General features: G+C 37.2%; 24 protein-coding genes and 2 pseudogenes. 15 read left to right on the top strand and 11 right to left on the bottom strand.

Annotated features, from left to right (window positions below; all coding sequences use genetic code 11):
- Positions 1–66 precede the first annotated feature (66 nt).
- Positions 67–555 (bottom strand): GNAT family N-acetyltransferase, encoded by a 489-nt coding sequence (locus AAC155_RS04825; RefSeq protein ID WP_011144581.1) that lies wholly within the window; start codon positions 553–555, stop codon positions 67–69.
- Complete coding sequence (locus tag AAC155_RS04820; RefSeq protein WP_011144582.1) at positions 546–818, bottom strand: type II toxin-antitoxin system TacA family antitoxin; 273 nt, start codon at positions 816–818, stop codon at positions 546–548. The genes AAC155_RS04825 and AAC155_RS04820 overlap by 10 nt, the downstream gene beginning before the upstream one ends.
- Before the next feature lie 1,262 nt (positions 819–2,080).
- Between AAC155_RS04820 and cpmA the strand changes: the two genes are divergently transcribed.
- The 8 genes from cpmA (at position 2,081) to cpmH (ending at position 8,605) form a co-directional block, all read left to right on the top strand.
- Positions 2,081–3,586: a carbapenam-3-carboxylate synthase gene (gene cpmA / locus AAC155_RS04815; RefSeq protein ID WP_011144584.1), complete on the top strand. Its 1,506-nt coding sequence runs from the start codon at positions 2,081–2,083 to the stop codon at positions 3,584–3,586.
- 2 nt (positions 3,587–3,588) lie between these two features.
- The gene (gene cpmB / locus AAC155_RS04810; protein ID WP_011144585.1) at positions 3,589–4,338 is read left to right on the top strand and encodes a carboxymethylproline synthase; all 750 of its coding nucleotides are present in this window, start codon (positions 3,589–3,591) and stop codon (positions 4,336–4,338) included.
- Between the two features lie 13 nt (positions 4,339–4,351).
- On the top strand, positions 4,352–5,173 hold the full coding sequence (cpmC, locus tag AAC155_RS04805; RefSeq protein ID WP_011144586.1) for a (5R)-carbapenem-3-carboxylate synthase: 822 nt from the start codon (positions 4,352–4,354) through the stop codon (positions 5,171–5,173).
- A 76-nt stretch (positions 5,174–5,249) separates the two neighbouring features.
- The gene (gene cpmD / locus AAC155_RS04800) at positions 5,250–6,434 is read left to right on the top strand and encodes a carbapenem biosynthesis protein CpmD (protein ID WP_011144587.1); all 1,185 of its coding nucleotides are present in this window, start codon (positions 5,250–5,252) and stop codon (positions 6,432–6,434) included.
- Complete coding sequence (gene cpmE / locus AAC155_RS04795; RefSeq protein ID WP_011144588.1) at positions 6,421–6,675, top strand: carbapenem biosynthesis protein CpmE; 255 nt, start codon at positions 6,421–6,423, stop codon at positions 6,673–6,675. Before cpmD ends, cpmE begins: the two co-directional genes overlap by 14 nt.
- 7 nt (positions 6,676–6,682) lie before the next feature.
- Positions 6,683–7,531 (top strand): carbapenem biosynthesis protein CpmF, encoded by an 849-nt coding sequence (cpmF, locus tag AAC155_RS04790; RefSeq protein WP_113041229.1) that lies wholly within the window; start codon positions 6,683–6,685, stop codon positions 7,529–7,531.
- A complete protein-coding gene (cpmG, locus tag AAC155_RS04785) occupies positions 7,521–8,057 on the top strand; it encodes a carbapenem biosynthesis protein CpmG (protein ID WP_011144590.1) in 537 nt (178 codons plus the stop codon). The genes cpmF and cpmG overlap by 11 nt, the downstream gene beginning before the upstream one ends.
- Complete coding sequence (gene cpmH / locus AAC155_RS04780; protein ID WP_113041228.1) at positions 8,054–8,605, top strand: carbapenem biosynthesis protein CpmH; 552 nt, start codon at positions 8,054–8,056, stop codon at positions 8,603–8,605. Before cpmG ends, cpmH begins: the two co-directional genes overlap by 4 nt.
- 164 nt (positions 8,606–8,769) lie before the next feature.
- On the opposite strand, the pseudogene AAC155_RS24390 reads toward cpmH, so the two are convergent.
- Positions 8,770–8,911 (bottom strand): annotated as a pseudogene (locus AAC155_RS24390) (IS5 family transposase); the annotation flags it as partial.
- 261 nt (positions 8,912–9,172) lie between these two features.
- Here AAC155_RS24390 and AAC155_RS04770 point away from each other — a divergent pair.
- Positions 9,173–9,727 carry a hypothetical protein gene (locus AAC155_RS04770; RefSeq protein WP_011144592.1) on the top strand — a complete coding sequence of 185 codons (555 nt, stop codon included), beginning with the start codon at positions 9,173–9,175 and terminating at the stop codon, positions 9,725–9,727.
- Positions 9,728–9,949: 222 nt separating this feature from the next.
- Here the strand turns inward: AAC155_RS04770 and AAC155_RS04765 are convergent, their stop codons facing one another.
- Positions 9,950–10,837, bottom strand: coding sequence for a hypothetical protein (locus AAC155_RS04765; RefSeq protein WP_113041227.1), 888 nt, complete (start codon positions 10,835–10,837; stop codon positions 9,950–9,952).
- A gap of 352 nt (positions 10,838–11,189) precedes the next feature.
- Between AAC155_RS04765 and AAC155_RS04760 the strand changes: the two genes are divergently transcribed.
- Both AAC155_RS04760 and AAC155_RS04755 read left to right on the top strand, forming a co-directional pair.
- The gene (locus tag AAC155_RS04760) at positions 11,190–11,423 is read left to right on the top strand and encodes a ribbon-helix-helix protein, CopG family (RefSeq protein WP_229000188.1); all 234 of its coding nucleotides are present in this window, start codon (positions 11,190–11,192) and stop codon (positions 11,421–11,423) included.
- Positions 11,420–11,818 (top strand): type II toxin-antitoxin system VapC family toxin, encoded by a 399-nt coding sequence (locus AAC155_RS04755; RefSeq protein WP_113025947.1) that lies wholly within the window; start codon positions 11,420–11,422, stop codon positions 11,816–11,818. Before AAC155_RS04760 ends, AAC155_RS04755 begins: the two co-directional genes overlap by 4 nt.
- A 295-nt stretch (positions 11,819–12,113) precedes the next feature.
- Here AAC155_RS04755 and glpD read toward each other — a convergent pair whose 3' ends face one another.
- From glpD to gntX, 7 genes are all read right to left on the bottom strand, one after another.
- Positions 12,114–13,616 (bottom strand): glycerol-3-phosphate dehydrogenase, encoded by a 1,503-nt coding sequence (gene glpD / locus AAC155_RS04750; protein ID WP_113041226.1) that lies wholly within the window; start codon positions 13,614–13,616, stop codon positions 12,114–12,116.
- A 240-nt stretch (positions 13,617–13,856) separates the two neighbouring features.
- On the bottom strand, positions 13,857–14,615 hold the full coding sequence (locus AAC155_RS04745) for a DeoR/GlpR family transcriptional regulator (protein ID WP_112895580.1): 759 nt from the start codon (positions 14,613–14,615) through the stop codon (positions 13,857–13,859).
- A gap of 17 nt (positions 14,616–14,632) precedes the next feature.
- Positions 14,633–15,481: a rhomboid family intramembrane serine protease GlpG gene (gene glpG, locus AAC155_RS04740; protein WP_113041225.1), complete on the bottom strand. Its 849-nt coding sequence runs from the start codon at positions 15,479–15,481 to the stop codon at positions 14,633–14,635.
- 9 nt (positions 15,482–15,490) lie between these two features.
- Positions 15,491–15,826: a thiosulfate sulfurtransferase GlpE gene (glpE, locus tag AAC155_RS04735; protein WP_113041224.1), complete on the bottom strand. Its 336-nt coding sequence runs from the start codon at positions 15,824–15,826 to the stop codon at positions 15,491–15,493.
- A 19-nt stretch (positions 15,827–15,845) separates the two neighbouring features.
- Positions 15,846–15,992: a hypothetical protein gene (locus tag AAC155_RS04730; protein WP_158536494.1), complete on the bottom strand. Its 147-nt coding sequence runs from the start codon at positions 15,990–15,992 to the stop codon at positions 15,846–15,848.
- Between the two features lie 86 nt (positions 15,993–16,078).
- Entirely contained in the window at positions 16,079–16,654 is a 576-nt protein-coding gene (gene nfuA / locus AAC155_RS04725) for a Fe-S biogenesis protein NfuA (RefSeq protein WP_112878442.1), read from the bottom strand.
- 59 nt (positions 16,655–16,713) lie between these two features.
- Entirely contained in the window at positions 16,714–17,397 is a 684-nt protein-coding gene (gntX, locus tag AAC155_RS04720; RefSeq protein WP_113041223.1) for a DNA utilization protein GntX, read from the bottom strand.
- Between the two features lie 39 nt (positions 17,398–17,436).
- Between gntX and bioH the strand changes: the two genes are divergently transcribed.
- From bioH to AAC155_RS04700, 4 genes and pseudogenes are all read left to right on the top strand, one after another.
- The gene (bioH, locus tag AAC155_RS04715) at positions 17,437–18,213 is read left to right on the top strand and encodes a pimeloyl-ACP methyl ester esterase BioH (RefSeq protein WP_113041222.1); all 777 of its coding nucleotides are present in this window, start codon (positions 17,437–17,439) and stop codon (positions 18,211–18,213) included.
- 280 nt (positions 18,214–18,493) lie between these two features.
- Positions 18,494–18,826, top strand: coding sequence for a type II toxin-antitoxin system RelE/ParE family toxin (locus AAC155_RS04710; protein ID WP_112895583.1), 333 nt, complete (start codon positions 18,494–18,496; stop codon positions 18,824–18,826).
- Positions 18,819–19,121 (top strand): helix-turn-helix domain-containing protein, encoded by a 303-nt coding sequence (locus tag AAC155_RS04705; RefSeq protein WP_112895584.1) that lies wholly within the window; start codon positions 18,819–18,821, stop codon positions 19,119–19,121. The genes AAC155_RS04710 and AAC155_RS04705 overlap by 8 nt, the downstream gene beginning before the upstream one ends.
- Before the next feature lie 39 nt (positions 19,122–19,160).
- Positions 19,161–19,508, top strand: a pseudogene (locus AAC155_RS04700) (pimeloyl-ACP methyl ester esterase BioH); the annotation flags it as partial.
- Between the last annotated feature and the right edge of the window lie 130 nt (positions 19,509–19,638).

Below are 19,638 nucleotides of genomic sequence, written 5' to 3'. Positions count from 1 at the left end.
TCTTGGGATAAAATATTATTCCGACAATAATACCAAAGGGAAAAAAAGGGTTTAGTAAAAATTCTTTCACTTCTGTTTGCCTAATGGAAGCATCAGCGTGTATGGCTCCAACGGTGACTGGACGAAGCCAAGACGCGTATAGAACGTTCGCGCGCTCTCATCAAGTGCGTGGACGATTATAGCTGAAATGCCCACTTGTTCTGCCGTGCTGGCGACACGCTTCCAAGCATCTTGGAGAAGCAATGCCCCGAGCTTCTTCCCCTGATATTCCACATCGACAGCCAGACGGCCAAGAAGCACTACAGGGATAGGATCTGGCATATTGCGTTTAAGCGATGGTGTAGATTCAATATGATTAATTGAACCGGCGCTTAGACAATAATAACCGATAACGTCTTTTGTGCCTTCCTTGCAAATAACAAATGTGCGGCTCGCGCCGAGCTTATTATTTTTTAAAGCCCGGCGTGAAAGCCATTCGTTTAATGTTTCATGCTGGCAATAAAAATCATTTATATTATGTTCAGCCGTTAATATTTCAGGTGTGCTTATTCCCACGGTGCTTTATATCCCATCAGTTTTTTAAAACCTTCATTATCAGAAAGCGGTTGCTCCAGCATCTGCATGAACATATGGTATTTTTCGTCGTTAACGAAAAAGTGGCGCTGATCGAGTATGGCATCTTCGGCTGCGCGGCAGGCAGCGTCCAAGATGAAATCAGTTCGGGTCTTTGAGAGCAGGTTTGCTGCATGGTCAATAAGCTCCCGCTGGAAGGCTTTCGCCCGGATGTTGATCGGGGTTTCTTTAGGTTGTGTTCTCATAAATCACCTGTGTAGCAAATTGGTAGATAGTCATTATAGCAGTTGTATATCTAATAGATATACATTTAGCGTCTCCATTTGAAATCTTATGAAACGTAAGCATGCTGGGTTATCCAAAATATAGTGGCTGGTCTTCTGCTGACTGGCGTCGGCCTAATTTATATGAACGTTAGACACCAGAACAAACTTTGTTAGAATTACTGACAGTGAGCTTGATACCTGAAAATATCTTAATGCGGTTGAAACTTAAGTTTGGGGTTAAATTTGAACAACTAGAAAACCTTGATCGAATGATTTTAGCGACAGTGGCTGTAGAAGGATGGATTAGGTTATGTCCCTCAATTAAATTATGGCTTTAAGAAAAAGGTCGTAACGAGCCATAACATGTTGTTTCCGAAAGTCAGAGCCAGATAGATTATTCTATCTCAGCCTATTGCGGGACACAGCCTAGTACTACAGCCGTACTTACTTTTTTCAACAGAAAAGACACCCATAGAAAAGCTTAATTCATGCGGTTTCTCAGAGTTGTGAGCATCAAGGAAAATGCAACTTTCTAGTATCTACGGCTGTAGTACTAGTACGTTGTTGGGTATGCTCTCGGTGAACTACCTTAACCAGAACAACCATACATTACATGTAATTGGTCGACCTGACTGAACGGTAGTTATATTTGATAAATCCATAATTAATCTACAATAATTAGTGAGCGCAAGGATTTGTTAATTTCTTAATAGACAATTTTGTTATATTTAATTTATATAACTATTAGTTGGCTTCTTTTGCTAAGGACACATACCTGATGATACCGCGCGTGATAAATACGATTGCAATTTACCCATTTTTTCTTTGAATCTGTAGCACGGTAACCAATTCTGCACAGTTAGACGGTATATTTTGCACTCATTAAACGGGGTTAGCTTCTCTATCATAATGCACAGTACAGAATAAAATTCCTAATCAGATGAAAATGATTGGAATGCATACAACTATGATTTTAGCTGAACTTGTACCTACTTGGATCCATGAAAGATACATAATATATCAGAGGGAATGTAACCATGCGTGATTGTCACTGGTACAATAATATTGCGATTTCTATATTTAAAAACAAATAGTTAATTAGATATATAAATAATTTTAATTTTAATGATCAAATGCATTGATAAATTAATTTAATATGATACTATTATTAACACCAGATTAATTTTTAGAAGTATAACTATTTAAAATACTTTTATAAAGTTATAAAAAGGAATTTAAAATTGAGCTCAGAGTTTTGCTTTGTTAAATATGGTTTTGATAAAAATTTAAATAAATTAATAAATGAATTTCAATTTGATGAATTATCTACTGGAACCATACTCTTCCGTAGTACAACAAAGGTATCTAAATTTAAAAGTGAAAGATATACTGCTTTTTTAATTGGTAATATATATAACATATCTACCATCAGATCCATTCTTGGAAAAATAGAAGGAAGATCTAGTGTGCTTAGTGATGTGGAAATTTTATTATTAAGTAGAGATAAATTTGGTAATTCCATTATTTCTATAGCAGAAGGAGATTATTGCCTTTTTATTGAGGATAAAAAGGGAAATATAGAAGTAATAACAGAGTCTAGAGGATTAAATTTAGTAAATTTAGTACAGACAGATTTGATTTGGATTACTAATAGTTTGAAGATTGTTGGTAAGGTAGAGGGAGATAAAGCTTTTGATTTCAAACCTGAAAGCGAAGTTATTAAGAACTCACTAAAACCAGATAATTTTTCACCAATAAGAAATGTGTCCAGATTAAAGCCTGGTACAATAAATAAATTAACATTTGATGAACAGAGATATCTTCATTTGGAAGTTGAATATGTAATATCTCCTGTAGAGGAAAATTCTTTTGATATAAAAGAAAGTGTTCTTCTTGAAATAATTGATTCTGATTTGAGAAACTCTATTTCCCGGTTATCTAAAAATAATGAAACTATAGGTGTTCCACTATCAGGAGGGTTAGATTCGAGTTTAGTTACTGCTTTAGCATCAAAGTATTTTGATAAAGTAAAAACATGGTCTATAGGAACAGAATTAAGCAATGAATTTGAATTTTCTAAAATTGTTTCTGATTATCTTGGTACAGAGCACGAAGTTAAAATTCTTAGTGAAGATGAAGTTATATCAGGTGTAGTAAAAGCTATTTATTATAATGAAATATTTGACGGATTATCTTCTGAGATTCAATCAGGATTATTTAATGTTTATGAATTAGCAAAAGGAAAAGTTAATTCATTGATAACAGGATATGGTTCTGATCTATTATTTGGGGGTATATTAGACCCCGAAAAATCCTATATTGAACCAAATAAAATATTGTCTGAGCAAGTTTATAGAACTAAATGGACAGGAGAATTTTCAACTCATGGAGCAGGAAATTATGGGTTGAATGTTTATCATCCATTTTGGACTAATAATCTTATATCTTTATGTCATAATTTGGATCCATACTTTAAAATAAGAGATAACGAAGTTAAAAATATTTTACGAGAGTATGCAAATAGTATAAATATCCTCCCAAAAGAAATAGTGTGGAGAAAAAAAATAGGTATTCATGAAGGATCATCTGTTAATAAATCTTTTGCAACAATGATAGGAACTGAAGTAAATAACTATCAAGATAAAACAAGGTTTAGTTATTCTATATATAAAGAATTTTTGACAGGAAGATTGTCAATTGAGGAAGCAAATTCAACCAAGTTGTGTGAAATCATAAGAAGGAATTAGATATGGTAATAGAAAGAGATTTTAGCTCAATTAGGGTAATTATTCTTAACCATGAAAATAAGCATAATCCATTTAGTGAAAGTTTAGAAAACTCAATTAAAAAATCTTTAATTAAAGCTGATCAAGATGACAATGTTAAAGCCATTGTTGTTTATGGTGGGGAGAATCGTTCTTTTTCTTCAGGGGGAGATTTCAGTGAAGTTAAAAATCTATCAGGAGAAAGTGTGGAACGTTGGATAGATAGAGTGATTGATCTATATTGTGCTGTTTTAAACGTAAACAAACCAACAGTAGCTGCGGTAGATGGTTATGCTATAGGAATGGGATTTCAATTTTCTTTAATGTTTGACCAAAGAATTGTATCAAGTGAAGCTAAATTTATAATGCCTGAATTAAAACACGGTATTGGTTGTTCTGTAGGTGCAGCTATACTTAGTTTTACACATGGACATAATATAATGAAAAAAATTGTATTTGAATGCGAAGAGATTTCATCAGAAATGTGTATTGAATACAATATTGCAAATCAAGTAATAGATAAAGAAATTCTTTTAGAAACAGCAATAGAACGCGCTAATTTACTAGCAACATATCCGAAAACAGCATACTTAAACACAAAAAAATTTATGAACAAAAAATTCGTTGATATCTTGGAAGATAGCAGAAAAGAATCAAAATTAGTTCATAAAAATTCGTTTGGCTCTAGAGATTCTCAAAAGCATTTTAAAAAAGTACTTGGTGAGAAATATTAATAAGGATAATTAAATGAATAAAAATTTACAATGGTCGCCAATAATGAAGTCAGGTTTTGGTGCTAACATTAGTGCAGATGATTTTTTGAAAGTTTCTGCTGAAGAAATTAAAAATCTTCTAATGAGGCAAGGCTTTGTTGTAGTCAATAAAATAAACCTTAATGCTGATGAATTTCGTGATATATACAGCAAATATGGAACAATAGTTGAATATGCAGATGAAAAAATAGATGTTGGTTTTGGGTATCGTGATACATTAAAACTTGAGGGCGAAAAAGGAAAAGTTGTCACTGGACGTGGACAACTCCCATTTCATGCTGATGGTGGGTTATTGTTATCGCAAGTAGATCAGGTTTTTTTATATGCCGCAGAAATAAAAAACATGAAGTTTCGAGGAGCAACTACTGTTTGTGATCATGTTCTTGCATGCAAAGAAATGCCTAAGCATTTATTACATGTTTTAGAAAATGAAATTTTTGAAGTAAGGGTTCTGGAATATGGCTACTATGTAGATGTATCTCCTGCTGGATGGTTTCAAGTTCCTGTATTTACTGACCTTGGATGGGTGAGAAAAATGCTAATATATTTTCCATTCGATGAGGGACAACCAGCCAGCTGGGAGCCAAGAATTATTGGGTTCACAGATGAAGAAACAAAGAGATTTTTTGCTGAGCTTACTGAATTTATGAAAAATCCCCGCTATTATTATAAGCATTATTGGGAAAGAGGTGATTTAATTATAATGGATAACAGAAGAGTTATTCATGAAAGGGAAGAATTTGATGACGATAATATCGTTCGTCGTCTTTACCGTGGGCAAACTGCTGATATTTAAATTCCTCCCCCTTCATAGAAGGGGAGGTAAAAATAAAGTGACATATGAGTTGTTATAACTATAGAAATTACAAATAATGGCTAATAAAAAATCAAACAATAATAAGGTTTTTAAAGACGAAACATCACTGTATTCTAGATATAGTATATCAACCCTTTTTCTTAAGTTTTTTGTAACTTTATTGTTAACAAATAAAATCACAAAAAAAATTTCTTTATGGATGATGAGATTTATTTTAAATAAAAAAAATAAGTTTTTTATTAGGTTTTTAAATGGGGTTTATTTTGGTGGTGAAAGTATAGATGAAGCAAAGGCTAATGTGATTTTTCTATCAAAAAATAATATTCATAGCATATTAGATTATGCAATTGAAGGGAAAAACGACGAAATTTTCTTTGATAATGCGCTAGAGTCAACATTAAAATTAATTGATCTCGCTAGCAAAGAGTCCAATATACCATATGTTGCCATTAAGCCTTCATCACTAGGAGATATTCATCTTTATGAAGAAAAAATGAGAGGTTGGAATTTTTTTGGAGAAAAAATTAATTCTTGGAGTAGGATATTAGAACGTTATGAAAAAATATTTCATTATGCAGAAATTAAATCAGTTAAAGTTATGATTGATGCAGAGCAATCTTGGATTCAGGCAGCAGTAGACAAGATTGTCATAGATAGCATTATTAAACACAATAAAATATTACCTATTATAACATTAACAATACAATCCTACAAAAAAGAATCCATTGATCTTCTGATGTTACTACATAAAATTGCTATTGATAATAACATTAAAGTTGGTATTAAGATTGTTAGAGGAGCTTATTTAGAAGAAGAGATTAAAAATAAAGAAAAATCAATTGGAACATTTTTTTTAAATAAAGAAGAGACTGATTTAAATTATAATTATTTAGTTGAATACATATCAAAAAGAATTGAGTATTTTTATCCTTTTTTTGCAACTCATAATGAAAATAGTATATCAATCATATTAAATAAGAATGAATTAAAAAATAAATCATTTTGGATTGGACAATTGTACGGGATTGGAGATCATATTTCATCAAAATTAGCTTACAATGGTATTAGGACGTGTAAATATTTGCCATATGGGCCAATTGATAAATCATTGCCATATTTATTAAGAAGGATAAATGAAAATGCAGTGGCTTCAGATACCTTTGTTACAGAAAACAGAAAGATAATGAAAGAGATTATTTTAAGATTAAAAAATACGGGAGATAAAAATGGATGTCTTTAAATTAAAAATTGGAAATGATTCTTTTGATATATCATCGAATGAAACGATTTTGAAATGTGCTTATAAGAATGGAGTTAAATTAAAATATCATTGCGCTTCTGGATATTGTGGCAAATGTCAAGTAAAGCTTATTTCTGGTGAAGTTAATTTAGATCATTCTGGTGGAATATCTAGAGATAAAATATCTTCTGGATATATACTGACTTGCTGCTCATACCCGAAAAGCAACATTGAAATATAGGAAAAAAATGAAATATATTTATTTGTTTTTATTTATAATAATGTCATCAAAAGCATATTCATTTGATAACATGAAACTCAGCTTTGTTGAAGGCGGTGATTTTTACGTTGGTAGTGTGTTTGGCGCTCAAAATTATGAATCTCATTCTAATGTTACATTAAATTCTTTTTATATCATGAAGAATGAAGTTACTTATTCAGAATATAAAGAGGTATATGAATGGGCTATATTAAATGGTTATGATTTTGATGATGGATGTAATGGGTCACATTATGAAGATTGTCTTCCTCCTGAGCAGGATGAAGGCAGGCATCCTGTGACTAGTATTAAATGGTTAGATACCATTCTTTTTTCAAATGCATTAAGTGAGAAATTAAAACTCACTCCAGTATATTTTCAAAAAGGAAATAAAATTATTAGAAAAAAAGACAAAAACTTAGAGATCTTTATAAATACAAACGCTAATGGCTATCGTTTACCTACCTTAAATGAATGGCATGTTGCAGCAAGGGGCGGAGAACCTGCCTTACGATTAGGAAGATATGGATACTATCACTCTGGAAGCAATGATTCTAAGAAGGTGGCATGGTATCCAGAGTTTAATACAAGTAATTTTGGAACACAGGTTGTAGGTAAATTATCTCCAAACGACTTAGATTTATACGATATGAGTGGAAATGTTTCTGAATGGGTCTATGATAGTTATGAACTTGGTACAGTTAAGTTGTACTATTTTTGTGGTGGAAGTTATCTTTCCCATGCAAACAGCTTATCCAGTTGTGATAACCATAGTTCAGGATATATTATGCCAGATGTTGGATTTAGATTAGTTAGGAGCTATTTAAATGAAAAATAAATTTTACCTTATTTTTATTTTACTTTTCTCGTTTGAGGCATTTTCTCATTGCGGAAATAAGGTAAATCTAAAGGATGGAATCAATCTTATAGATTTGAATGGTGATGGAAAAAAAGATGTAATTTTTTATGCCAAATTTGAAAACAATACATCTCATCCAAGTAACACATTAACTGTTTTTATAAAAAATAAAAATGGGAAATTTAATATAGTTCCACTCCCAAATGATACTGGTTTTACTTGGTTTGATTTTAAATTATCTGCTTCTGAAATAAAAATACAAGATTACGAGCTAGGGGTAAAAAATGGAGTTTATTATATTATTTTTTTTCGCAAAAAAAATAATGATGATGACATATTTGGAGAATACCCAGTAGAATTTATTAAATATGATATAAAATATAACAATGAAGTGCCTGGTATTTCAAATTATTATTGGGATTATACTAAATCCTATCTTACAAAGAAAAAATATAAAAATGTTAGTGATGCCATGACAGAATATAATATGGAGTGTAGTTTATGAAATTTTTTTTATTTTTTTTTTTTTTTGTTTTTTTATCTTTTTTTTGTCATTCAGGAGAAAATGAATCTTTTAGAAAAAAAATACAAAAAAAAATTGACGATAAAATATTATTATGCCTAGGTGAGATTGAATGGCCAGTATCAATTAATGAAGATTCTATATGGGCTAATGCGAACATGGAATCTCTTGTTGATGCTGGATTAGTAAGGTTGGATTTTAAAAGAGGAAAAAATAAATTATGGAATTTAACCAATTTAGGGAAAAAAGAATTTAATAAAAATGGTGATTTTTGTTACGGTAGAATGATGTTAAAAGACATTCTAAATATAAATTACATAAATAAAAAAAGAGGATTTATAGTTTTTAACTACTATGTACACTTATTACCTGAATGGGCTAAGAACAAATCAATAAGGTTTGCATATTCTTATCTAGATAATATTATCACAGGCATTGACAATGAAAAATATCAAATTGAATTTGAAAAATCTGACACTGGGATTATTAAAATAATAAGTGATCCTATTCAACTTGAAATTCTTTACTAATTTTAAGCAATAATAGGGTTCAGAAACAACGGAATAGTACACGCCGTTAAGTAACTATTTAAATTACAGCCTCAATTTTTCAGAAAGATGGTCTGTTGCTTGCGCTGGATCACTCTGTTGATTTTTCTGAGGCATAAATCCGATTTCTAGGTTATGTCCCTCAACTAAATTATGGCCTTAAGAAATAAGCAGATACAACCTAATTTCACCATAGCGTGCTGTCTTTTCATAACGGGTGGCGATGCGACGATGCTCTTTGAGTCGACCAATACATCTTTCTACAACATTTCTTCTTCGATACGTTTCATGGTCGAATTTAACCTGTCCATCTGACCACGCTTTTTCATTTGATTTATAGAGAATTATCACTTTTATTCCCTGACTTTTTAACCGGTTATAAGGGGAGCAATCACTCCCATGCTTCATCAGGAAGGTCGTAATGAGCCATAACATGTTTTTTCCGAAAGTCAGAGCCAGATAGATTATTCTATCTCAGCCTATTGCGGGACACAGCCTAATCATCAGCGGGCCTGTGAGTTAACAACGCTACACTCCCGAGAAGTCACTTTGGCCTTTCCTCGCCTTGAGAATAAAGGATTTTTAGTCTCATCAGGTGAGAAGCGTAATAAGTCTTATACATTGCCGGGTATGTCGTTACCAAGCCCTGAAGAACTTTTCTCTGCTGGAACAATAAATAATATTAATAATAAATTGGACTTACCCCATAAGGAATCTAGCTTGCCTCATTCATATTCAGGTATTCAAATCCACCGAGATGAGTTAGGGCGTCTTGCTCCTTCATCGTTTAGCCTGCCATTTATTGATGACTTAAAGTACATAACATCCGATTTAAGAGAAAAATTGCGAGAAATTGCTAAACCAGCTTATGAAAATCGTCGATTAGATCTAGAACAAATGCAATCGATTATTATGAAACTTTGTCAATCTCACTATATCCGTATTGATGTGTTAGGCATACTACTTAATCGTTCTGCAAAGAATCTCAGACAGCGCCATATAAAACCACTGCTTAATAAGCAGAATCTAATGATGGCATTTCCACAGACACCGAATCATCCCAATCAAGGATATACTGTCAAAGATGTATTACAGAAGGATTGATATTTCTTATGGTAGAACAATAGAGAAGTATTTAATTTATTTATACCCGTTATCTTTCAAGTTGCCTCTTTGTTGGCTGCACTTACTCACCCCGGTTACATAGTTATCTATGCTCCCGGGGATTCGCTCCCTTGCCGTCGCGATGCATCTTGAAATCCATTGGGTATATAGGATAAAACAACCAGCAGAAGATAGAAATAAAGTAGGTCGAGATTCATGACTTTATACTCTGCAATAAGTCGTTACTTGAATAAAATCAGCAGATTCACCGATTTTTATTTCAACATTTACGTCTTTGACTTCATTAATATTATTTATATGTGTGCCTCCGCATGGGATAGTGACTACCTTAGAGTCAATAGTCGATTTCCATAATCTAGTGTCATTAATCTCTTTTGATTTATATTCAATGGTTATTTCCGCACCCTGAGATAACCAATTATTGAGTGTGTTATTAACTTCTCTATTAATTTTATCCAGATTTTCAATTAATATATTTTTATCAAATCCTTTCTTTCTGAGTGATTTACCAAATCGATAAATATCAACGGATCGAAGCTCTGTAATAGAAGATTGGTAAATGGCGGCTTTATCTAAATTATAGTTTCCCAAATCATCGGTATCGTATACTTTGGACCATATATGATGTGTTGCTTTATTTAAAGCAAGGGACATAAAGTGGGCCATAGAGTGTGCAGCACTTACCTTATACCTTGTTTCATCGTTCACAGATAGAGTTACCGTTTTCCCTATGAGGTCTCTTTCTGAAATTCCGTGTAAATCAGGTAAGTAGTGTGCTGGCATAATTTTTTCTGGTGACGTTGCTTGTTTCGTTATTTCCTGGTCTATATATAAATGACCATCAATAAGGCCCGCAGTGTAAACTTTTGTCACAGCAAGTTCTTTATCGCCTATTGAAATTATTCCATTATCATGTAGTTGGTCTGGCCACTTATAGTTCTTCGGGTAGAATGGACTATCTTGGGTTATCAAAAGGGTGCCATCTTCGTATCTCATAAGCCCGATAATGTTGGATTCTAATGTCAGGGTCCCTAGCATAAATGAAGCTTCTGCTTTTAATAGTTGATCAATATTTATATCAGTAGTCATGTAACATCTCGCTAGTTATAATTTTGGGGCATCTATTGCTACCAGATTGTTTGTTAAGTTCATTCCCTAACAATAACTTAACAATTTGTTTTTATTTGAATTTTTATCTAATCAAAGATAGGGTTAAACAGTACCGATATGTATGTAACAGCTTTATTTATAGGTTATTTTAGGTATTGTTGCAAATGGAAAAGTCACATGTTTTAAATGTTTTGTTTACATGATCAATAGATATTTTCAGAGTAAAATCTGTTGATTAGTTATCACAATAATTTTTTGGATCAAAAAATAGACAATCGAACTAATGAGGTATATGATACATATACCTGATATCTGATAAGGGGAAATAAATATGGTTGCTATGGTAAGAATTAATATAGATCTGCCAGAAGAAACAATTAGAAAGCTCGAGATTTTAAAGGAGCGTTCTCCCGATAAGTCACGTGCTGCACAGATCCGGAAAGCAATAGATGCTTACCTTGATGCTAATATTTCAGAACAGAATAACAGTGCTTTTGGTTTGTGGGGGGATAAAAAATTGGATGGGTTGGAATATCAAAATAATTTACGCAAGGAATGGCAATGATTGCTATGAAGTCGTTATTTGATACTAATATATTGATTGACTATTTAAATGGATATGAACAAGCCGCGGAGACATTGAGAAAATATGGAAATAGTCCAGCTATTAGTTGTATAACATGGATGGAGGTTATGGTAGGAGCTAAGAAGCTGGACAAGGATAAAGAAAACGCAACAAGAATCTTTTTAGATAGCTTTGAGATTCTCAGTGTCACGAGTGACGTAGCAGAATGTGCAGTAGTTATCCGACATGAGAAAAAGATAAAGCTGCCTGATGCAATAATCTGGGCAACAGCTCAGCGAAATGGGCGGTTATTGATTACTAGAAACCCTAAAGATTTTAAAGATAATGCTGGTGTTATTCTTCCTTACGAACTGTCTAGCTCAAAAATAGATTAATATTTTTATAGACTTCTTCATGGTATAAAAGAATCAAAAGTATTGTTTATATAAGAATCTTAAAATGTTCGTGGTTAATTGCTCCAACAGGGAACATGAGGCAGTATTTTACACTGAATATATATAATATTTGGCTAATTTATGTGTCAATCAGGAATTGGAAAGATTGATATAACGTTGGAGGGAGAAATTGGATATAAATTCTACGCAATAAAAACCGCGAGAAAAGTTTTAATATTCTCGCGGTAGTCGTGTTTCCTAAACTGGAAGATCAATGATTTTCTGTGAAGAAAAATCAAATCTCAGTATGTGGTTTAGCATTTTCCGCTAACCATGCTGCAATGCGTTGCTTCTGCTCTTCTTTCAGCCACATACCCAGTTTGGTACGGCGCCAGATTGCGTCATCCAGTTCAACAACCCACTCATTATCGACCAGATAACGAAGCTCTGCTTCATACAAACCGTGACCGAAGGATTCACCTAGGTCGGTCAGATTACTGGCACCTTGCAGAATCAGTTCGCTGTTGCTGCCGTAAGTACGCGCATAACGTACAGCAACACCTTCCGGTAACCAGTTGTAACGTTTACGCAATAAACGGGCATAACCATCACGATCGCAGCCTTCCAAGTTACCACCCGGTAACTGACCATTTTTGGTCCAGGCTTTTCCGGCATTGGGATAATATTGCATGAGCTTTTCGGTTGCGTGTTCTGCCAGCTTACGGTAAGTAGTTAATTTACCGCCAAACACAGACAGTAATGGTGCTTTGCCCTGTTCATCATGAATGTCAAGGGTATAGTCGCGCGTAATTGCCTGAGGTGAATCGGATTCATCATCGCACAGTGGACGTACGCCAGAATAGGTCCAGACGATATCGTCACGGCTAAGTTGTTTCTTGAAGTGGTCGTTGTAAACTCTCAGCAGATAATTAATTTCCTGATCGTCAATCTTCGCTTCTTTTGGATCACCTTGATATTCCACATCGGTGGTTCCGATAATGGAAAATTCATCCATCCAAGGAATAACAAATACGATACGGTGATCTTCGTTTTGCAGAATATAAGCTTGCGGCTCATCATGCACTCTTGGCACCACAATATGGCTGCCTTTGATCAGGCGAATACCATAAGGTGATTTCAATTTCAGGCCATCGTCAAAAAATTCTTTAACCCAGGGGCCGGTAGCATTAACCAGACCTTTTGCACGCCAAGTATAGGTCTTACCTGTACGCAGATCTTCGGCTTCAACCATCCAACCCTCTTGTTCGCGCCATGCACGGGTCACTTTTGTTCGGGTACGGACTTCCCCGCCACGTTTTTTGACTTCTTGAGCGTTAAGGACAACTAAACGAGCATCATCAACCCAGCAGTCAGAATATTCAAAGCCACGGACCAATTCTGGTTTCAGAACAGAATTGGCACCGAATTTTAGCCCTTTACTGCCAGGTAGGCTGACACGTTTGCCCAAATTGTCATAGAGGAACAGGCCAATACGGATCATCCATGCTGGACGCAAATGTGGCTGGTGCGGCAGGCGGAAACGCATCGGAAAAGCGATGTGTGGTGCAAGGTTCAGTAAAACTTCACGTTCTGCCAGCGCTTCGCCGACCAAACGGAATTCATAATGTTCCAGATAACGTAAGCCACCGTGGATCAGTTTTGAACTGGCGGATGATGTGGCTTTGGCTAAGTCTTGTGCTTCCAGTAACAGAACAGAAAGCCCCCGGCCAGCAGCATCGGCTGCAATCCCGGCGCCGTTGATTCCGCCGCCGATCACAATCAAGTCTTTAGTCTCCATGCATCCCCCTAAAATGTTCGTAATAGTTCTTTAATGCTCGTTTTCGCTCAAGATTGTAATCAGAAATCGATCAATAGCCAACTATTTGCTAAGAAAAAACATGTTCACGTGATATAGATAACAAATATTACCTTATCCATATGATTTGTATGGTATTAATGAAGAAGCTAAAAGATGGTGTAATTGTGGAACGGCAAGGAGATAGGGGATAGTGCTATCCCCTGAATATAGAAAAAATTCTTAGCAGAGTTCGAGCTGCACGTTATGTTGCTCAATCACTTTCTGGATGCTTGGAGGGGGAAGTTGGTCAGTAAATAGATGATCAATGAGGTTCATGTTACCCAGATTAACCATAGCATTGCGGCCAAATTTAGAATGATCAGTGACTAACATAACACAACGGGAGTTTTCGATAATTGCGCGCTTTATGCGTACTTCATGGTAATCAAATTCCAGTAATGAGCCATCCATGTCAATGCCACTGATGCCGAGAATGCCGTAATCGAGCCGAAACTGGGAGATAAAATCCAGTGTGGCTTCACCGATAATCCCGCCATCACGGGAACGAATCTCCCCACCCGCCAGAATTAAACGAAAGTCTTCTTTTGTCATCAACAGGGTAGCGACGTTGAGGTTGTTAGTGACAATCCGCAGAGCTTTATGATTTAACAATGCGTGAGCAACAGCTTCTGGTGTCGTGCCAATATCAATAAACAGCGTTGCGCCATCCGGGATATGGCTAGCAACGCGTTGTGCAATACGTGCTTTCTCTTCTGACCACATGATTTTGCGATCGTGATAAGCAGTATTAACTGAACTTGATGGCAACGCGGCACCGCCGTGATGCCGCTGTATTTTGTTTTTATCTGCCAAATCGTTCAAATCACGGCGGATAGTCTGGGGGCTGACATTAAAGTGTTCAACCAACTCTTCAGTGCTGACGTAGCCCTGAAGGCGCACCAGCTCAACTATTGCATCATGCCGTTGAGTTTGCTTCACGATAGTCCTCTAAGTTTCTAAAAATGTCGGTTATTATTTTTGAATGTATGACGGTTATCCCATAACGCCATCAGTAAACCGATAATTAAACCGGAGAAATGGGCGGCGTTGGCAATCGATAGCCCAAATGCATCGAAGTATCCAACAATTAGCCAGAAGAGCGAAAAAGTCATCAAACCACGGGGAACACCGATACCACGTTCGGGCGCACGTTCACCGGTTAGCCAGACATAACCAATTAAAGCGTAAACAACACCAGAAAGGCCGCCAAAATGAGAACCACTGAATAATGATTGTCCCCAGCCGCTGAAAACAGCGGAAACAATCATAATGACAAACAGTTTTCCTGTACCGAGGTGCTTTTCTGTTTGTCCGCCAAGATACCACCACCACATGAGATTAAAGATGATATGCAGTAGTGAGAAGTGCAGTAAGCCGTGAGTGACCCAACGCCATAGTTCCATATGTTGGCTATCGTCAGGCCATGCCAGCCAGGACATCACCTGATCATCACCGGCGAATTGCATCCAGAGATAAACAACAATATTTAGGAACAAAACCGTGATGGTTAACGGACCTGCCTGACGACTTAAATATTGCCAATTTAGATTATTGTGGTACTTCAATGGGTGATTCACATCGCCGGATTGCCAACTGGCCGCTTGATAACGTTCATTTAACGGATCACGAGTAAATTGCTCCAGCTCCTGCTGAACCATAGTGAGCTTAGTGTCATCTTCCAGCCACAGCTCGACGTGTTGCCCATCGTGGCCGGGACGCATAGTCAGGTGTACCTGACGGGTTGCCATATAATCGATAAAGGCTTGCGCCAGACGCGGATTTGAAATAGAAATTACACGGATCATGAGGTGTTGTTATGCCGGATTAGGTAAGGAGTCAACAGCGTGAGGATAGTCTCTGCGCCAAGCTTCAAAACCGCCATTAATGCTGTAGACAGCTTCAAAACCCATGTTCAATAAATACTGAGCGGCACTCTGGCTGCTATGACCGTGATAACACATGACCATAACTGGCTGCTCGAAATTGGCCTGTAACATAAATGCATTCAATGTGTCGTTGGTTAAATGAAAAGCGTTACATGCATGACCCGCCCGGAAACTCTGTGGATCGCGGATATCCACCATAATGGCGGATTGATCCTGCCAGTGTTGATAAGCCTGTTCAGGGCTGATGGTTTGAAAATGTTCCATATATATTTTGACTTGCTCTTTAGAACTTATACCCGTTATCTTTCAAGTTGCCTCTTTGTTGGCTGCACTCACTTACCCCAGTCACATAGTTATCTATGCTCCTGGGGATTCGCTCCCTTGCCGTCGCGATGCATCTTGAAATCCATAGGGTATAGAGATTATCCAATTAGGTTATTATTGTAATCATGTTTTCCCGACGATTATCCGAGCGGGAAAATTTGTTATCAGTAATACGTTATCAATAATACGTTATCAATAATAAGAGTGTTCACCGCGTTGATGTTCAGTCAAATCTTTTACGCCTTTTAGTTCTGGGAACATGTTCAGCAACTCTTTTTCAATCCCTTCTTTCAAAGTGACATCAACCATTGAACAGCCATTGCAGCCGCCGCCGAATTGAAGGATAGCAAAACCATCATCCGTGATTTCCATCAGGCTAACGCGGCCACCGTGACCGGCTAACTGTGGATTAATTTGTGACTGCAAAACGTATTCCACACGTTCGACAAGTGGGGAATCATCAGAAACTTTACGCATTTTGGCGTTAGGGGCTTTTAATGTTAGCTGAGAGCCTAACTGATCGGTGACAAAATCAATTTCTGCTTCTTCAAGGAAAGGGGCGCTCAGTTCGTCAACGTAAGCTGACAGTTGATCAAATTTCAATTCAGTATCTGTTGCTTCAACAGCATCAGGCGGGCAGTAAGATACGCCGCACTCAGCGGTAGGTGTGCCTGGATTGATGACAAATACACGAATTTGTGTACCCGGTTCTTGGTTTGCCAGTAATTTGGCAAAATGAGCTTGTGCTGCTTCAGTAATATTAATCATATCATTTGCTCAATAGTTGACTGCTATAGTTGGTTATAATACGCCCATTCTCGTATTGACTACAAGGTTCGACAAATCGCCCAGACCTGTACTGAACGGGCGCCAGCACGAATTAACAAACGGGAAATTTCAGTCATGGTCGCGCCGGTGGTGATCACATCATCAAGTATGGCGACATGTTGTCCCGCAACGGGGCCACAAAGCTGAAATGCTTTCCTGAGATTAATTTTACGCCGTGCTGCCGATAAATTTCTTTGTGGTAGTGTAGCATGCGTCCGCTGTAGAAAGCTTTGCTGGTAATCGCATTGTAGCCATTCTGATAGCTGTTTTGCCATTAATACACTTTGATCAAATCCCCTTTTCCAGCGCCGGCGTCGATGCAGTGGCACACTGAGCAGAATGTTGGGTTTATACCATCGTCCATCACGATAGCCTTGTTGCCAATGTAGCAGAAACAGGCGTGCCAGAACTGACGCAAGTTGTGGGGTGCTGTGATATTTATAGCGACGAATCAGGCCACTCAAGGGTGGGCAATAATCGGTAATCGCTATCATATTCTCCCATAGAGGAGGTTTTTTGAGGCAGCGTCCACAAGGCAGTGAAGGGAGTTCTGAGGGCAGAGCGCAACATGGACACATGTTTGTCAAACGTTTCAGCCGCTTGTGGCAAAAGCTGCATACTCCATGATGTGGAAACCAAAGAGGCTGATGGCATAGCCAACAGTACCCAACCATTGTTAGCATAGGCTTCTTCCTTGATGGCAAATAAAGTTGAGAATAACAATGGCTGATCTGTTTTGGCAGACTTCTGCGGGAGATTCGCGTGATCTTGTGTTGCTGCACGGATGGGGGCTGAATGCAGAAGTTTGGCGTTCCATTGAAATGCGATGCGCTTCGCATTTTCGTTTACATCTGGTGGATTTACCGGGTTATGGCCGTAGCCAGAAATATGGCCCGATGAATCTTGCTGACATGGCGGATGAAGTTTGGCGATATGCGCCTGAAAATGCGCTATGGCTAGGTTGGTCGTTGGGCGGTCTGGTTGCCAGCCGGATTGCCCTTGACCATCAGGATAAGGTTGTCGGATTAATTACCGTGGCTTCTTCACCGCATTTCAGCACAGAAAGTGACTGGCCGGGGATTAAACCGGAAGTCTTGAGCGCTTTCGAACATCAGCTTAGTGAAGATTTCCAGCGCACAGTTGAGCGTTTTCTTGCTTTACAGACATTAGGTACTGACAGCGCCCGTCAAGATGCGCGATTACTGAAATCTGTTGTGCTGGCGCAGCCGATGCCTTCTGTTGAAGTGCTGCATGTTGGCTTGGAAATTTTGCGTACCGAAGATTTAAGGCAGCCTTTGGCTGAGCTTACCATACCGTTCCTGCGGATTTACGGTTATCTGGATGGGTTGGTGCCAAAAAAAATCCTCAACATTCTTGATGAAAAATGGCCGAGTTCAGTTTCAGCCATGATGCGTCATGCCGCTCATGCGCCTTTTATTTCTCATCCAGATGAGTTTGTTGGATTGCTGACTGAATTTGTTAGTAGAGAAGCGCTGTGAGTTTGATGAGTTCTTAAAATAGTAAAGCTTCTCCCGCGTGGATGCGGTGATTCAATTAATTTTTTCGTTGCATAGTAAAAAGCTGCCGCTCTTGTCGGTGAATTGATGCTATAGCGGGCGTTGGTGCTGTTGGTGCGCATAATTTTTTGAGTGATTTTATTGGGAGCACATATCTGTGCTCGTTGCCTATAAATAGATGGCTTGCTTTGCTCATAAAAGTAATCTATTTTGATTACTTTTGGTGTGCATGTTAAGATAGTAAATTAAATGGATTAATTTTATGTTTTCAGCAAACATTATAAGAGCGGCGTTCAAGGAGCTTTCTAAGCTACCTGTTGGTCTCAAAGTTTCAATGATTGAAGCCATAGAAGAATTAGAAGCTGCTGGAACAGATTTAAAAGAGCCTAAAGTTAGAGACATTGGAAACGGGCTTAAAGAGTTAAGAGTGAGTGCTTCTGAGGGTATTGCGAGGGGATTTTTCTTTTTTGCAGTTGGACAACAGTTTTATGTTGTTCATATACTGCAAAAGAAAACCCAAAAAACGCCGAAGAAATCGCTCGATCTAGCAAACCAACGAATGCAAGAAGTTAAACGGAGTCTTAAAAATGTCTGATAATGATTATGATATTATCCCGTTTTCTGAAGCTAAAACGCTTCTTTTGGAAGACGCCGCGACTCTGGAAGCATATAACGATATCCAGATCCGTAAGGCGTTGATGAAACAGCTTAAAGATGCACGTAAAGCGTTACATCTTACTCAACAAGATGTTGCTCAGAAGATTGGCACTCAGAAGCAAAACATTAGTCGTATGGAAAATGGTAAGAGTGTACCAAATCTGGATACTTTAAGCCGCTACGCTGCCGCGCTTGGAGGAAGATTTGTTTTCCAAATGCCTGTAAATCAATAGACTGTATGTGTTTAGTTATGACTTATGACTCTTTGGACCCTTGCTTTACAGACATTAGGCACTGACAGCGCCCGTCAAGATGCGCGATTGCTGAAATCTGTTGTGCTGGCGCAGCCGATGCCTTCTGTTGAAGTGCTGCATGTTGGCTTGGAAATTTTGCGTACCGAAGATTTAAGGCAGCCTTTGGCTGAGCTTACCATACCGTTCCTGCGGATTTACGGTTATCTGGATGGGTTGGTGCCAAAAAAAATCCTCAACATTCTGGATGAAAGATGGCCGAGTTCAGTTTCAGCCATGATGCGTCATGCCGCTCATGCGCCTTTTATTTCTCATCCAGATGAGTTTGTTGGATTGTTGACTGAATTTGTTAGTAGAGAAGCATTGTAAGGTCGATGAGATAACAGATTTTTATTAGCGTGGTTTGAAAAAGTAAATCGTCCGCCGTGTGAATGCGGCGGTTCAATGTTAGTTCTTCTGACGATTAGACAAATCATAGGGATTCAATTTGTTACTAAGA

It is taken from the genome of Photorhabdus sp. HUG-39 (genome assembly GCF_963878365.1).
Lineage (GTDB): Bacteria > Pseudomonadota > Gammaproteobacteria > Enterobacterales > Enterobacteriaceae > Photorhabdus > Photorhabdus kayaii.
Note: the sequence above shows the minus strand (reverse complement) of the source record. Positions and strands in the feature narration are given on the sequence as shown.